The 15825-nt window shown below is 46.0% G+C and carries 11 protein-coding genes; 9 read left to right on the top strand and 2 right to left on the bottom strand.

All coding sequences use genetic code 11. From position 1 onward, the window contains the following. Positions 1–91 precede the first annotated feature (91 nt). Positions 92–1759 carry a formate--tetrahydrofolate ligase gene (locus tag H515_RS0100115; RefSeq protein WP_028901414.1) on the top strand — a complete coding sequence of 556 codons (1668 nt, stop codon included), beginning with the start codon at positions 92–94 and terminating at the stop codon, positions 1757–1759. 303 nt (positions 1760–2062) lie between these two features. Here H515_RS0100115 and H515_RS14330 read toward each other — a convergent pair whose 3' ends face one another. Continuing rightward, positions 2063–2212, bottom strand: coding sequence for a hypothetical protein (locus tag H515_RS14330; RefSeq protein WP_154653597.1), 150 nt, complete (start codon positions 2210–2212; stop codon positions 2063–2065). 46 nt (positions 2213–2258) lie between these two features. Next, the gene (locus H515_RS0100120; protein WP_025875238.1) at positions 2259–2669 is read right to left on the bottom strand and encodes a hypothetical protein; all 411 of its coding nucleotides are present in this window, start codon (positions 2667–2669) and stop codon (positions 2259–2261) included. Between the two features lie 491 nt (positions 2670–3160). On the opposite strand from H515_RS0100120, the gene tig reads away from it, so the two are divergent. From tig to H515_RS0100160, 8 genes are all read left to right on the top strand, one after another. After that, positions 3161–4537: a trigger factor gene (tig, locus tag H515_RS0100125; RefSeq protein WP_025875236.1), complete on the top strand. Its 1377-nt coding sequence runs from the start codon at positions 3161–3163 to the stop codon at positions 4535–4537. Positions 4538–4849: 312 nt separating this feature from the next. Then, on the top strand, positions 4850–5530 hold the full coding sequence (gene clpP / locus H515_RS0100130) for an ATP-dependent Clp endopeptidase proteolytic subunit ClpP (RefSeq protein ID WP_025875234.1): 681 nt from the start codon (positions 4850–4852) through the stop codon (positions 5528–5530). After that, positions 5517–6752, top strand: a complete 1236-nt coding sequence (gene clpX / locus H515_RS0100135; protein ID WP_025875232.1) for an ATP-dependent Clp protease ATP-binding subunit ClpX — start codon at positions 5517–5519, stop codon at positions 6750–6752. Before clpP ends, clpX begins: the two co-directional genes overlap by 14 nt. A 99-nt stretch (positions 6753–6851) precedes the next feature. Further along, positions 6852–9035, top strand: a complete 2184-nt coding sequence (gene recQ, locus H515_RS0100140; protein ID WP_025875230.1) for a DNA helicase RecQ — start codon at positions 6852–6854, stop codon at positions 9033–9035. Between the two features lie 402 nt (positions 9036–9437). Continuing rightward, positions 9438–10922 (top strand): IMP dehydrogenase, encoded by a 1485-nt coding sequence (gene guaB / locus H515_RS0100145; protein ID WP_025875228.1) that lies wholly within the window; start codon positions 9438–9440, stop codon positions 10920–10922. Between the two features lie 96 nt (positions 10923–11018). Next, positions 11019–12443 (top strand): foldase protein PrsA, encoded by a 1425-nt coding sequence (locus H515_RS0100150; protein ID WP_025875226.1) that lies wholly within the window; start codon positions 11019–11021, stop codon positions 12441–12443. A gap of 111 nt (positions 12444–12554) precedes the next feature. Beyond that, positions 12555–13892 (top strand): peptidylprolyl isomerase, encoded by a 1338-nt coding sequence (locus tag H515_RS0100155; RefSeq protein WP_394364866.1) that lies wholly within the window; start codon positions 12555–12557, stop codon positions 13890–13892. After that, positions 13889–15823, top strand: coding sequence for an OstA-like protein (locus H515_RS0100160; RefSeq protein WP_025875222.1), 1935 nt, complete (start codon positions 13889–13891; stop codon positions 15821–15823). The genes H515_RS0100155 and H515_RS0100160 overlap by 4 nt, the downstream gene beginning before the upstream one ends. The last annotated feature ends 2 nt before the right edge of the window (positions 15824–15825 follow it).

Here is a 15825-nt window from a genome sequence, read left to right on the forward strand (position 1 = left end):
ACATTTTATCATTTAAAAGTTTGCGCATCTAAAATTTATGATTACATTTGAGCCTATTATCAAATAACATTTTAAAATCAGTAAAATAAATATGAAATCGGATTTTGAGATCGCCCATGAGGCAACGTTGGAACCCATTGAGGACATAGCGAAAAAAGTAAATATTCCAGTTGGTGAATTAGATCTCTATGGCAAGTACATCGCCAAAGTTCCTTACAGACAGATTGATGAGGAGAAAGTGAAAAAGTCGAAACTGATTCTTATCACCGCCATCACACCGACAAAGGCCGGTATCGGTAAGACTACTGTCAGCGTGGGACTTGCACTCGGTATGAACCGCATTGGCAAAAAAGCCATTACGGCGCTCCGTGAGCCGTCGCTCGGTCCATGCTTCGGCATGAAGGGCGGTGCAGCTGGAGGTGGTTATGCACAGGTGCTGCCAATGGAGAAAATCAATCTCCACTTCACTGGCGACTTTCATGCTATCACATCGGCCAACAACATGATTTCAGCTTTGCTTGATAACTACATCTACCAGCATCAGGACGAAGGATTTGGCATGCGAGAGGTGTGGTGGCGTAGAGTGCTCGACGTCAATGACCGCAATTTGCGTACTGTTGTGACCGGCCTTGGCTCCCGTACGGATGGTGTGGTGATGGAGAACGGATTCAATATTACCCCTGCTTCTGAGATTATGGCTATCCTTTGCCTGGCGCAGAACGAGGAGGATCTTTATCAACGCATAGATAACATCATTCTGGGAATCACTCTTGAGGGAAAACCACTGCGTGTAGGCGACTTGAAGATTACAGGCTCGATAGTGGCTTTGCTGAAAGATGCCTTCAACCCAAACCTCGTTCAGACAATTGAGAACACGCCAGCATTTATTCATGGTGGTCCGTTCGCCAATATTGCACACGGTTGCAGCAGTATCATTGCCACCAAAATGGCAATGACTTACGGTGACTATTGCATCACAGAGGCTGGTTTCGGTGCTGACTTGGGTGCTGAGAAATTCCTCGATATCAAGTGTCGCAAGGCTGGAATCTCCCCAGTACTGACTGTACTTGTGGCCACAGCTCAGGCGTTGAAGATGCATGGAGGGGTTGATGAGAAGGAAATCAGCAAGCCCAACGTTAATGGAGTAAGAGCGGGATTGGCCAACATGGATAAGCATATTGCCAATCTGCAAGCTTTCGGACAGTCGGTGGTAGTCTGCCTGAACCGCTTTGCCTCCGATACCGACGAAGAACTGGAAATCGTTGAGCAGCATTGCAAGGAACTGGGCATAGGCTTCGCTCTGAATACGGCCTTCACCGATGGTGGGAAGGGTGCCGAGAATTTGGCCCGGCTGGTGGTTGAGACGATTGAAAAGAATCCTTCAAAACCACTGAAACTTGCCTACTATGAGACGGATAGCATTGAGACCAAGGTGAATAAAGTGGCGAAGAACATCTACGGCGCAAAGGAAGTCATTATCCTTTCGAGGGCAAAGAAACAGTTGGCGCTCATCAAGCAATTGGGATTCGACAAATATCCAGTCTGCATTGCCAAGACACAGTATTCCTTCTCTGAGGACCCCAAGGCTTACGGTATGCCCAAGGACTTTGAGATGACCATCCGTGAGTTCGTCATCAACTCAGGTGCAGAGATGATTGTTGCCATAGCTGGAAATATTATGCGTATGCCAGGATTACCGAAGAGCCCGCAGGCAGAGCGCATAGAGGTCGTTAACGGTGTCATCGAGGGTCTGTCGTAAAGCCAAGAGAGTTATATTTGCCTAATTTCTATAAAGATTACGCTCTTCATCGATGCTTTCGGTTGAGCAAATCCAATTTCATGAGGAAAGAACGGCAAATCAAAACTCAAATATAAAAGAAGGATTTAGACAGTCCTTCTTGCAAAGACAATAAAAGAGTCATATCATCTTTCACTATCAGAGACTGATATGACTCTTTTTGTTTTGTGATTGACTATCGGTAATTCCCTTGGGTGTTCATTTGGGAGGCTTGACCACTCAGATAAAGTTATAATGGAATTGCTTGAGCAGAACAGTTGTTTTTTACTCCAATCGCTCATTAGAGCCTGTGCTGATTTTATTTGATAGTCGGGCCGCTTGTTTGTCATTCTTTTGAAGACGTAGCGGACTACGGCGATAGAGAATGGCAGGAACGTTGGCGACACACGAATGCAATCGGTCAGGATGCCTCATCCTCGTCATCTCATGGTGAAACCACAGTCAAATGACCGATTCGGATTTAATGTATCGTCATACAGAAAGCGATTTGGCATCCGGCAGCTAATGCCACGGAAAGGCACCATACATACCATTTGTTTTTCAAATAGCAGATCAAACCACCCACAATGGCGACAAGGTCAATTAAATCGAGCCATAGGATATTCCAACTACTTTTGAAGCCGAACAGCAACCAGTTGATATCTCCAATATACCGTGCTACTAAAATGCCGAGTAATATAGTGCTGCAAGCTACCGTCTCTGATTGATACCGTTTTAGCAGATACCATGTAAGGAGTAACAGAAAAATGCTGTCAAGTATTTGCAGAATATGGGATGTTTCTACCAACTTCGCTGAAAAAAACATCAACAACAAATAGGAAAGCGTAATCGCAAAAGCTTTCAATGCGGCAAAAAGGTTCGTTTTATTCATAACAAGATAAAAAATATAGTGTGAGTTTGACGAAAAATTTAGTCCGGAAAGGGCTCATGATAAATTATTTATCTCTTTCTATTTATGAGCACAAATATAATAAAAATAAATAGTTAAAAAAAAAAGACTTCTATAAATTAAGGATGTTTAACGCATATGCTTCTTGATGTTTTCCTTTGTTATCCTGTTTCTTATGGCATGATGAAATTTTGCCATTGGTTCTTAACAATATGGAAATCCAGAGTTTCTAAAGAGATATCACACTTGCTTTTCCATAGGAGAAATATGCATTTTACTCGGACTTTGCGTTTGCTCGTAAATAGTAGAAGCAGTGGAAGCTCTGTTTAAAAATATTTTTTTTCTCCTTATTATTATGTTGTTATGCAAAAAATGAGTACCTTTGCGCCTCAAAGTCGTTAAGGAGTTTCACTGAAAGTGGAAGCCGAACATTATGGACAAAATATAAAACAAACATACATAAAACTTCAGAGATGAAAATTTCATTTGAAAATCCAGACAAAGTCAATGGCCTTATGACCTTGACAGTCGAAGAAGCAGACTATAAGGAAGATGTTGAGAAGACACTGAAAGACTATCGCAAACGTGCCAACATTCCAGGTTTCAGACCAGGTCAGGTGCCAATGGGAATGATTAAGCGTCAGGTTGGGCCACAGGTCAAGATGGATGCCATCAACAAACTCTTAGGCGAAAATCTTCAGAAATATATCACCGACAACAAGATACAGATGCTCGGTCAGCCAATGTCTGCTGAAGGGCAGGAAGCTGTTGACTTGGAGAAGCCCGCTCCTTACACTTTCAAGTTCGATATCGCTGTCGCACCAGAATTCAAGGTTGAATTGACAGAGAAGGATACAATTGAATATTACGAAATCAAGGTTGATGACAAACTCATCGACCAGCAGGTGGAGATGTTCGCAAGTCGCGCAGGCCACTACGACAAGGTGGAGGAATATGATGGCGACAAGCGTGATATGCTTAAGGGTGACCTTCGTGAGCTTGATGAAAACGGCAACACACTTGAGGGTGGCGTGACTGTTGAGGCTGCCGTTTTGATGCCACAGTACATCAAGGTGGAAGATCAGAAGAAGCTCTTCGATGGAGCAAAACTCGGCGATATTATCACATTCAACCCACGCAAGGCATACCCAGACAACGATGCGGAGGTAGCGTCTTTGCTGAAGATCGACAGTGCAGAGGTGGCAAACCACACTGGCGACTTCTCTTATCAGATAACAGAAATCTCGCGTTTCGTGAATGCAGAGAACAATAAAGAACTCTGGGACAATGTGTATGGTAAGGAGGCTGACATCAAAGATGAGAAACAATTCCGCGAAACCATAGCTACTGGCCTGAAAGGACAGCTTGAGGGCGACTCAGACTATAAGTTCGTTCAGGATGTCCGTGCTTACGCAGAGAAGAAAGTGGGAAAACTCCAGTTCCCAGATGCCATCTTGAAGCGAATCATGTTGGCCAATAATCAGGACAAGGGACAGGAGTTTGTTGACAAGAACTACGACATGAGCGTCAAGGAGCTGAAATGGCATCTTATCAAGGAGCAGCTGGCAGTGGCAAACGGTGTGAAAGTCGAGGATGCTGACGTACGTGAGAGCGCCATTCAGATGGCTCGTGTACAGTTCGCCCAGTATGGTATGAACAATGTTCCTGACGAATACCTGAAGAATTACGCAGACGAGGTGTTGAAAAAGCGCGAGAATATCGACCAATTCGTTGAGGCTGCGCTTGACCGTAAGCTATCTGCTACCTTGAAGAAGGTCGTGAAGCTGAAGAAAAAGAAGGTGACTCTCGATGAGTTCAATAAGCTCGCAGCTCCGGCAGAAAATGCATAAGTAAAGATTTCTTTACTATTACATAAGGAAGAGGTTGGATTTTTACCCGCATTCTCTTGAGAAACGAAATGCGAAGGGTAAGAATTCAACCTCTTTTCAATGATGTACGGAGATGTAAATTATGAATTCTCATCATCGAAGAGAAAAAAAGTTTCCATTTTGTTGATAGTTTCTCTTTTTTTTGATTATCTTTGTGTTATAATACATAGAAGCCTATTGTTCAGAACGGCATAATCTTTGTAAACAAGACAAATATAATAAGGAGGCGAAGGCTTCTGTTTTATCTAATTTTTATTTAACGAAAGAAAACTAATGAATGACTTTAGAAAGTTTGCTACCAAGCATTTGGGGATGAATGGGATGGCGCTTGACGACGTGCTGAGCGTGCAGCAGCAATACTTGAACCCATATATTCTGGAGGAACGCCAGTTGAACGTGACGCAGATGGACGTGTTCTCGCGATTGATGATGGACCGTATCATCTTCCTTGGTACACAGATTGACGACTATACTGCCAACACTCTACAGGCGCAACTTTTGTATTTAGACTCCGTTGACCCAGGGAAGGACATTTCAATCTACATCAATTCCCCTGGCGGAAGTGTGACGGCAGGTCTTGGTATCTACGACACCATGCAGTTTATCTCCAGCGATGTGGCAACCATCTGTACGGGAATGGCCGCCTCTATGGCCGCTGTACTGTTGGTTTCAGGACAGGAGGGCAAACGTTCAGCGCTCCCACACAGCCGGGTGATGATTCATCAGCCGTTAGGTGGCGTGCAGGGACAGGCTTCCGACATAGAAATCGAGGCAAAGGAAATCCTGAAATTCAAGAAAGAACTTTATACAATCATCAGCCATCATTCACACCAGACGTACGAAAAGGTTTACAAAGACAGTGACCGCAACTACTGGATGGATGCCGAAGAGGCGAAAGCATACGGAATGATCGATGCTGTATTAAAAAGAAAGCAAGACGATGCCTCAAAATAAATGTAGCTTTTGTGGTAGGAGCGAAAAGGATGTAAATCTCCTGATAACAGGCTTGAATGGTTATATCTGCGATGACTGCGCCCAACAGGCCTACAATATTGTGATGCAGGCGGGGATTCTGGCTGGTAAAAAGCCTGAGTCGAGCGGCAATTTCAAGTTGAAGAAGGTGCCGAAGCCCAAGGAAATCAAGGAGTATCTCGACGAATACATCATCGGACAGGACGAGGCGAAACGCTATCTCGCGGTATCGGTTTATAATCACTACAAGAGGTTGCAGCAACCGAAGCAAGATGACGGAGTGGAAATTGAGAAAAGCAACATCATTATGGTAGGTTCCACAGGCACGGGAAAGACCCTTTTGGCCCGGACCATTGCCAAATTGCTGCAAGTTCCATTTACCATTGTTGACGCAACCGTATTCACGGAGGCCGGTTATGTAGGCGAAGACGTGGAAAGCATCCTCTCCCGTCTCCTGCAGGTGGCCGATTACGATGTGGAAGCTGCAGAACGCGGCATCGTCTTTATCGATGAGATAGACAAGATAGCCCGAAAGAGCGACAATCCCAGCATAACGCGTGACGTTAGTGGAGAAGGCGTTCAACAAGGCTTGTTGAAGCTGCTCGAAGGCACAATGGTCAACGTGCCACCCAAGGGCGGCCGCAAACATCCGGACCAGGATTACATCCACGTTGATACCAAAAATATCTTGTTTATTTGTGGAGGGGCTTTCGATGGCATAGAGCGCAAGATCGCCCAGCGATTAAACACCCACGTTGTCGGGTATAACTCGGTGCAGAACGTGGCCAAAATAGACAAGAACGACCTGATGAAATACGTGCTTCCTCAAGATTTGAAGTCGTTTGGTCTGATACCAGAAATCATCGGTCGTCTTCCAGTGCTCACCTATCTGAATCCGTTGGACCGTGCGGCCTTGAGAAAGATACTTGTCGAACCTAAGAACTCCATTGTCAAGCAATATGTGAAGCTCTTTGAAATGGATGGAATCGCCCTTACCTTCACCGATGAGGCACTGGATTACATCGTTGATAAGGCAGTTGAATACAAACTTGGTGCTCGCGGACTGCGTTCTATCGTCGAGGCGGTAATGATAGACACCATGTTTGACATGCCTTCACGCAGAATAAAGAAGTACGAGGTGACGGCTGATTATGCTCGGCAGCAGCTTGACAAAGCTCACCTTCAGAAACTCGATACTGCCTGACTCTCAAACCACAAGCATCCGTAGGCTGAAAGGCCGACGGTTGCAGTGGATAAATCCTAAAAATACCATACAGAAGACTGGAATACACAAACTATTAACATGACGAAGACGGTTAATCTGACAGAAAAACTTAAGCATTATTTCGGCTTTGACAAATTCAAGGGCGAACAGGAGGCCATTATCCGTAACGTGCTTGAAGGTAATGACACCTTTGTGTTGATGCCGACAGGTGGTGGAAAGAGTCTTTGTTACCAACTTCCATCGCTCATCATGGATGGGACAGCCATTGTTATCTCGCCTTTGATAGCACTGATGAAGAATCAAGTAGATGTCATCAATGGTATCAGCGAGAATGATGGAGTGGCTCATTACCTGAATTCCTCACTGAAAAGGGGGGAAATTGATAAAGTGAAGGCCGACATCACTTCAGGCAAGACCAAACTCTTGTACGTTGCTCCCGAATCGTTGAACAAGGAGGAGAGTGTGGAATTCTTCAAATCTGTCAAGATTAGCTTCTATGCCATCGATGAGGCCCATTGTATTTCGGAATGGGGACACGACTTCCGTCCCGAATACCGAAAGATACGAATAGCCATCGACCAGATAGGAAAAGCCCCCATCATCGCATTGACGGCTACTGCCACAGACAAGGTGCGTACGGACATCATCAAAAGCCTGGACATTGAGGATTGTACTGAATTCAAAAGCTCCTTTAACCGTCCAAATCTCTATTATGAGGTAAGGGCGAAAAAGAACGAGGACGACACGAACAAACAGATTATCAAGTTCATCAGGCAACATTCCGGCAAGAGTGGAATCATCTACTGTTTGTCGCGAAAGAAGGTCGAAGAACTTGCGGCTGTGCTGTTGGCCAACGACATTAAGGCAGCGCCTTACCATGCTGGACTCGACTCAGAGACACGCTCTAAGACGCAGGATGATTTCCTCATGGAAGAAATCGATGTTATCGTGGCAACGATAGCCTTTGGAATGGGAATCGACAAGCCCGACGTGCGCTTCGTCATCCATTACGACATCCCTAAGAGTCTTGAGGGTTACTATCAGGAGACTGGTCGTGCGGGAAGAGACGGCGAGGAGGGTATCTGTATCGTATTCTACTCGAAGAACGACCTGTTGAAACTTGAGAAATTCATGGAGGGAAAGCCCGTAGCCGAGCAGGACATAGGCCGTCAGCTTCTGCAGGAGACAGAGGCTTACGCCGAATCCTCCGTCTGCCGCCGCAAACTACTCCTGCATTATTTTGGTGAAGACTACCCGAAGGATAATTGCGAGATGTGCGACAACTGCTTGCATCCGAAGAAAAAGATTGAGGGCGAGAAACCTCTGTTGATTGTCTTGCAAGCTGTGAAGGCGCTGAAGGAGAATTTCAGGCAGGAGTATGTCATCGATTTCGTGAAAGGACGCGGAACCGACGACCTCAAAGAACACAAGCACGACGAACTGGAAGAGTTCGGTTCGGGCGAAGACGAGGATCCGAAGATATGGAATCCGGTAGTGAGACAAGCTCTGCTGGAAGGCTTCCTGAAAAAGGACGTTGAAAACTACGGAATTCTGAAACTGACTTCAGCCGGAAAGCGGTTCATGAAAAAACCAACGTCATTCATGATTGTCATGGATGCGGAGTTCAAATCGGAGGAGGAAGAAGAGGATATCATAGGCGGAACGGCCGTTCTCGACCCTGAACTCTTTGCCATGCTGAAAGATTTGCGCAAGAACATGGCGCGCAAACAAGACATTCCGCCTTATGTAATTTTCCAAGACCCGTCGTTAGAGCAAATGTCGATGATGTACCCCATCACCGAACAGGAGTTGCTGAACATCCAAGGTGTGGGCGCAGGCAAGGCAAAGCGCTACGGAGCTGAGTTTTGTAAACTCATTAAGAAGTATTGCGAGGAAAAAGGCATCGAGCGTCCGGAGGAGTTGAGGGTGCGAACGGTGGCCAAGAAGTCCATGAAGAAGGTGAAAATCATACAAGGCATTGACCGCAAGTTGCCACTTGACGATATTGCGATAGCAGAAGGCATGGAATTTGAGGAGTTGCTGTCTGCAATCGAGGAGATTGTCTATAGTGGCACAAAGTTGAACATCGACTATTTCCTCGAAGATGTCTATGACGAGGATAAGATTGATGACATCTACGACTATTTCATGAACAGCAAGACCGATAGCCTCGACGAAGCCATCAGGGAACTGGAGGACGACTATACTGAAGAGGAGATACGGCTGGTGCGCATCAAATTCATTTCGGAGATGGCGAACTAAATTGGAATGCCGTTAAATTGAAATAAAAAACGGCTGATGCACGGCGATGTGGCAACAGTCGTTTTTTTTGTGTCAAGTCAGCGAATGCAATCTCATTGGTGACCTATTGAGAGACGAAAGGTCACCTTCCACACGGTAAAAGGTGATCTTTTGAAAGGCGGTTGTTATAGTGTTGGTTTACAGGATGTTGCAAGACTGTTGCCGAACATTGGCTTTCCCCCCATTTTTTAGTTGTTCAGATCAATCATCACAAGTGAACAGACGGTCAGTATTCGCTTGTTTCAGAGCAATACAGACCTACGGAGTTAAATACCTTTAATTAAGGTGTAGAAATTCAGTAAAATAGCGGCGGATGTGATTTATTATTGTTAATTTTGCACGCAATAAATTTCTAAATACACTATGTCATCATTTGTTGCAGATAAAATTGTCATGGACGGATTGACCTACGATGACGTCCTTTTAATCCCAGCTTATTCAGAGGTACTGCCCAAGGGGGTAGAGTTGAAAACCAAGTTCTCGCGAAACATCGAGCTGAATATCCCATTCGTTACAGCAGCCATGGATACCGTTACCGAAAGCTCAATGGCCATTGCTATTGCTCGCGAAGGTGGAATCGGTGTGATGCACAAGAATATGACCATTGAAGAGCAGGCACGTCAGGTGGCAATCGTAAAGCGTGCGGAGAATGGCATGATTTACGATCCAGTGACCATCCGCAAGGGACGCACCGTCAGGGAAGCCTTGGCAATGATGGCTGAATATCATATTGGCGGTATTCCCGTTGTCGATGAGGGCAATCATCTTGTAGGTATCGTAACGAACCGCGACTTGCGTTTCGAGCGTCGCTTCGACAAGACAATCGACGAAGTGATGACAAAGGAGAATCTTGTCACGACTCATGCTCAGACCGATTTGTCGGCCGCAGCTCAAATCCTTCAGGAAAACAAAATCGAGAAGCTGCCGGTTGTCGATAATGAAAATCATTTGATAGGTCTGATTACCTATAAAGACATTACGAAGGCAAAGGACAAACCTATGGCCTGCAAGGACGAGAAGGGCCGTTTGCGCGTAGCAGCTGGAGTCGGTGTCACTATCGACACCATGGAACGTGCACAGGCGCTGGTCGATGCGGGCGTTGATGCTATTGTTATCGATACAGCACACGGACATTCGCAAGGTGTGATTGGCAAATTGCACGATGTAAAGTCGGCTTTCCCCAATCTCGACGTAGTGGTGGGCAACATTGCAACAGGTGAAGCGGCCAAATTCTTGGTTGAGAACGGCGCTGACGCTGTGAAAGTTGGCATCGGTCCTGGCTCAATCTGTACGACCCGTGTCGTTGCTGGTGTGGGCGTTCCGCAGCTGAGTGCCATCTACGACGTATGTTCAGCGTTGAAAGGTACAGACGTACCATTGATAGCAGATGGCGGACTGCGCTATTCGGGCGACATTGTGAAGGCATTGGCAGCCGGTGGCAACTGTGTGATGATAGGCTCGCTTGTTGCAGGTACTGAAGAATCGCCAGGCGACACCATCATTTTCAACGGTCGTAAGTTCAAGAGCTATCGGGGTATGGGCTCGCTTGAGGCCATGGAGCAGAAGAACGGTTCGCGCGACCGCTATTTCCAGAGCGATGTGAGCGACAACAAGAAACTGGTTCCAGAAGGAATCGCAGGCCGTGTTCCTTACAAAGGCACAGTACAGGAGGTTATCTACCAGCTCGTAGGTGGCTTACGCTCAGGCATGGGCTACTGTGGCGCCGCATCGATTGAACAGTTGCACAATGCCAAGTTTACCCGAATCACCAATGCCGGTGTCATGGAGAGTCATCCACACGATATCACCATCACAAGCGAGGCTCCCAACTATTCCCGTCCGGAATAATCGGTGGAAGAGGTGTATCGGAAGAATGCGGAAAAATTCTATACGATTAATATTAAAATCCCTTATAGAAGGGAATAATAAAGAGAAATCTTAATGATGAGACTAAAGGCACTATTTGCAGCTCTCATGCTGTTCAGTACATGGGGTTGGGCACAGAACGACCCGGCGATAATGACCATCAACGGCCAGCCTGTCAGCCGTTCGGAATTTGAGTATTCCTATAATAAGAATAATGCTGATGGAGTGATTGACAAGAAGAGTGTCGAAGAATACGTTGACTTGTTTGTCAACTATAAGTTGAAGGTTCAGGCGGCCTTGGATGCCAAGCTCGATACGTTGAAATCTTTCAAGCAGGAGTTTCTCACTTACCGCAATCAGCAAATCCGTCCAGCGATGATTGACGATTCGGACGTGGAGGCCGAGGCTCAAAAAATCTATAGAGAAACAAAGCTGCGCTTCGACAGTAACGGTGGCTTGTTTCGATGTGCGCATATTCTGCTCTCGTTGAACCAGCGGGCTGGGAGTGCCGAGCAGGAGACGATTAAGAACCGTGCCGACTCTGTTTACAATGCGATCATGAAAGGGGCGAGCTTTTCCGAAATGGCAAGAAAATATTCCGGAGACAAAGCTTCGGCTGTCAATGGTGGCAATCTGCCATTGCTTTCCAAAGGACAGACGGTAGCAGAGTTTGAGAATGCCTTGCTGCAGTTGAAGCCTGGTGAGGTGAGCCGTCCGGTTCTCTCACCTTTCGGCTATCACATTATCAAATTGATAGGCAAGGAAAGTCTTCAGCCATACGATTCGTTGAAGGCTGACATCCATCAGTTTATTGAAGTTCGCAACCTTCGTGAACAGATTATAGACCAAAAGCTGCAAGAACTTTCCTCCAAGGCTGGAGAAGGAATTACGCCCGAACAGTTGTTGGATCAGAAACTTGCAGAGATGGAGGCCAAGGACCCTGACTTGAAGAACTTGGTCCGCGAATATCACGACGGGTTGCTGTTGTTTGAGATTAGCAACCGCACTGTCTGGGCGAAAGCAGCCAAGGATGAGGCTGGTTTGCAAGCCTTTTTCAAAAAGAATAAGAAGAATTACAAATGGGATAAGCCCCGTTTCAAGGGCATTGCTTACCATGTGAAGGACAAAGCCGACGTGAATGCGGTGAAGAAAAGCGTCAAAGGCCTGCCGTTTGACCAGTGGGCTGACAAGTTGCGTACAACTTTCAACAACGACAGCATCATTCGTATCCGCGTGGAAAAAGGCATCTTCAAGGAAGGCGACAACTCGTTGGTTGACCGCGAGGTGTTCAAGAAAAATGTGGAAGTTAAGCCCACAAAGGATTATCCTATTGATGCCGTTTTCGGTACGAAGCTGAAAGCTCCGAAGGAAATGAGTGATGTTCGCGGACTGGTCACCTCCGACTATCAGGAAGCATTGGAGAAGGAATGGGTGGCTGAGCTGAGGAAGAAATATAATGTAGTGATCAATCGTGATGTGTTGGCTACGGTCAACAAGCATTGATAAAATAAGATTCTTATGAGAATTAAAAAGTATAGCATAGCACTTTTTCTGGCGGCCGTGGCCCTGTCTGTGACGGCGCTGCCATCCAGAATGGTTTCAGCTCTGTCGCCGATGGCACAGCAAGACACGCTCTTGTCCGAGGCAATCAATCCTGCCAGTGTCGTTGACGAGGTGGTTTGGGTGGTAGGCGATGAGCCTATTCTTAAGTCAGAAGTTGAAATGATGCGTCTTCAAGGTGAGGCTGAGGGTGTGAAATGGAAGGGCGATCCAGAGTGTAAGATTCTTGAGCAGATCGCTGTTCAAAAATTGTTTCTCCATCAGGCAGCCCTCGACAGTATCAAGGTGACTGAAGGCGAGATTGCGCAAGGTGTTGACCAGCAGATTAATTATTGGATATCTTTGCCGCAGATTGGTTCCAAGGAGAAGCTGGAACAATATCAGCGAAAGAGCATTACACAAATTCGGCAAGACCTGCACGACGATTTTAAGAATCGTCAGTTGGTTCAGAGAATGCAAGAACAGTTAGTGAGCAATGTCAAGGTATCGCCGGCAGAAGTGCGTGAGTATTTCAACAAAATGCCACAGGACAGTATCCCCATGATACCCACAACCGTAGAGGTGGAGATTCTGACACAGAAGCCGAAGGTGGAGCAGGAAGAAGTCAACAGAATCAAGAACCAACTCCGCGACTATACCGACCGAGTTACAAAGGGTGAGACTTCGTTTGAGACGCTCGCACGCTTGTATTCAGAGGACCCAGGGTCGGCTCGTCAGGGAGGTGAGTTGGGCTACATGGGACGTGGTATGCTTGATCCTGCATTTGCCTCTGCTGCTTTCAATCTGACCGATCCTAAGAAACTCTCAAAGGTTGTTGAGAGCGAGTTTGGATACCACATTATCCAGTTGATTGACCGTCGGGGTGATAAAATCAATTGCCGTCACATTTTGCTCAAACCCCATGTTTCGATGGCATCTATCGATGCCGCAAAGCAACGTCTCGACTCCATTTCCACGGATATTAAGAATGGAAAGTTCACCTTTGAGAATGCAACGGCTTATATATCTGATGACAAGGACACTCGGAACAATCACGGTCTGATGGTCAACTCGTCAGCCAATGCCCGTACGTCGCGTTTCGCAATGAAGGACCTTCCTACAGAAATAGCACGTGTGGTTGAGAACTTGAAAGTAGATGAGATGTCGAAACCATTTGAGATGGTGGATGCAAAGGGTAAGACTGTTTGCGCCATTGTAAAGCTCAAGAGCCGCATTAACGAGCATAGGGCAACGATAACGGAGGACTTCCAGGCAATGAAGGATATTGTGACGGCCAAGCGCCGACAGGAAATTATTCATGAATGGGTGGTCAAGAAAGTCAAGGACACATATGTGAAAATGAACCCTCGCTACAGGAATTGTAATTTTGAATATGAAGGTTGGAATCGATGATCCTGAATAACGGAAGAAAAAGAAATAACTGCGGGCATAGAATCACAACTTACTTGATTCTATGCCTGTTTGGACTATGTGTCTCACTTTCGACATCTGCCCAGACAAAGCAAAAAAAAGGCAACAAGGTGTATATCGACCAGGCTGACAATCTACGGCATAACCAGTTCGAATTGCCTGATGTTCAGATAGCAAAAGGGCACGTGAAGTTCAGATATAAAGGTATGACACTGCTTTGCGATAGTGCCTATCTGAATGAAACGCAAAACAGCTTTCAGGCTTTCGGACATGTGGATCTAAAGAGAAACGACGGAACACATCTGACTTGTTCTCGGGCAACCTACGATGGATTCTCGCAAATGATGAAAGCAAGGGGAAAGGTGCATGTCAGACAAGGCGGCCGTTCTTTGCGCTGCGATAGCCTTGATTATGATATGGTATCAAGCATAGGAAGTTTCTTTGGGGGAAGGGGAACAGTTGTTTATAATGGAAATACCGTGATTGCTGATCGTGGGGATTACAATACGGATTCGCACGATGCCAACTTCTATGGCAATGTCGTAATCCATACACCCAAGTACAGAATAAACACTCCTACCGCTCACGGCAATACGGAGACTGGACTGATGCATGTCGTTGGAAAGTCCGTCATTCGCACGAGAAAGGGTGAGGTGGTACATACCAATGACGGGACTTATAATAGTAAGACCGACAACATGGAACTAAGGGGATTCTCGACCATTAAATCGCCTGAACGGGATGTTGAGGGTGACAATATTACCTATAATAGTACTACGGGCGATGCTGAAGGACACGGCAATGTGAAGATTGTGGATAAAATCAACAAACGTATCATGACAGGCAACGAAGTCATCTATAATAGCAAGACAGGACATACTGAAGGCTATGGAAATGTGAAAATCATTGACAACAAGGAGCATCGTACGATTGTTGGTGAGAATGTTGTTTATAACTCGCAGACGGGTCATAGCGAAGGACATGGAAATGTGAAGATTGTTGACGCAGTGAAGCAGAGAACCATCACTGGCGATAATCTGATTTACAACAGCAAGACGCACGAAGGAGAGGGAACGGGCAATGTGCATTACATAGACCACAAGAGCAAGCATGCTTTTCTGGGTGACTTTGTGCATTACACCGACTCGGCAGCAATAGCCTATGGTGGTAATCCTGGGCCCGTGGCCAAGGAATTTTCAAAGGGTGACACGCTATTCGTTCATGCCGACACCATCAGCATGAAGGGATTTCACATGAATACTCCGGAAATGTATCGCGAATTGTATGGGGTGAATAATGTACGGGCTTATCGTACAGACATTCAGGCTATTTGCGGCTTTCTTGTTGCCAATTCAAAAGACTCATGCATGACCATGTACCAAAGTCCTATTGCTTGGAGTGGCAGTCGGCAGTTGTTGGGCGATTCTATCAAGGTTTTTATGAATGACTCTACGATTCGTGAAGCTTATGTGTTCGGGAATGCGTCCCTGATAGAAGAAATGAAAGACAAGATTCATTATAATCAAGTGTACTCCAAGCGGATGAATGCCTTTTTTGAGGGGGGAGAACTCCAATGGGGGGAGGCTATCGGCAGTGTCATGACGGTTTATTATCCGATTGATGAAAAGGATAGTACGCTGATGGCACTCAATTATCTGGAGACAGACACCATGCGCGTCTATATGATGCCTGAAAGACAACTTAGAAAAATATGGACTTGTAAGTTCAACGCTGTCGCCTATCCAATGACGCAATTGCCGGCAGATAAGATGAAACTTCGGAATTTTAGGTGGTATATTGACATGCGACCACGTGATAAGTATGATATTTTTAGGCGAGTAGGCCGTCAGGATGATACGGAGATTGCTCCAAAGCCTGTTGCCGAACCACCTCATCAAACAATTCTAAAGTAATA

Source organism: Prevotella corporis DSM 18810 = JCM 8529 (genome assembly GCF_000430525.1).
In the GTDB taxonomy this organism is placed as follows: Bacteria; Bacteroidota; Bacteroidia; order Bacteroidales; family Bacteroidaceae; genus Prevotella; species Prevotella corporis.

Excerpts from the sequence above, each read along its gene's own strand:
- H515_RS0100150 (WP_025875226.1), top strand. The coding sequence starts at position 11,019 with ATGAGACTAAAGGCACTATTTGCAGCTCTCATGCTGTTCAGTACATGG.
- H515_RS14330 (WP_154653597.1), bottom strand. The coding sequence starts at position 2,212 with ATGAGGCATCCTGACCGATTGCATTCGTGTGTCGCCAACGTTCCTGCC.
- H515_RS0100115 (WP_028901414.1), top strand. The coding sequence starts at position 92 with ATGAAATCGGATTTTGAGATCGCCCATGAGGCAACGTTGGAACCCATT.
- H515_RS0100155 (WP_394364866.1), top strand. The coding sequence starts at position 12,555 with ATGGCACAGCAAGACACGCTCTTGTCCGAGGCAATCAATCCTGCCAGT.
- guaB (WP_025875228.1), top strand. The coding sequence starts at position 9,438 with ATGTCATCATTTGTTGCAGATAAAATTGTCATGGACGGATTGACCTAC.
- H515_RS0100160 (WP_025875222.1), top strand. The coding sequence starts at position 13,889 with ATGATCCTGAATAACGGAAGAAAAAGAAATAACTGCGGGCATAGAATC.
- clpX (WP_025875232.1), top strand. The coding sequence starts at position 5,517 with ATGCCTCAAAATAAATGTAGCTTTTGTGGTAGGAGCGAAAAGGATGTA.
- H515_RS0100120 (WP_025875238.1), bottom strand. The coding sequence starts at position 2,669 with ATGAATAAAACGAACCTTTTTGCCGCATTGAAAGCTTTTGCGATTACG.
- recQ (WP_025875230.1), top strand. The coding sequence starts at position 6,852 with ATGACGAAGACGGTTAATCTGACAGAAAAACTTAAGCATTATTTCGGC.
- tig (WP_025875236.1), top strand. The coding sequence starts at position 3,161 with ATGAAAATTTCATTTGAAAATCCAGACAAAGTCAATGGCCTTATGACC.
- clpP (WP_025875234.1), top strand. The coding sequence starts at position 4,850 with ATGAATGACTTTAGAAAGTTTGCTACCAAGCATTTGGGGATGAATGGG.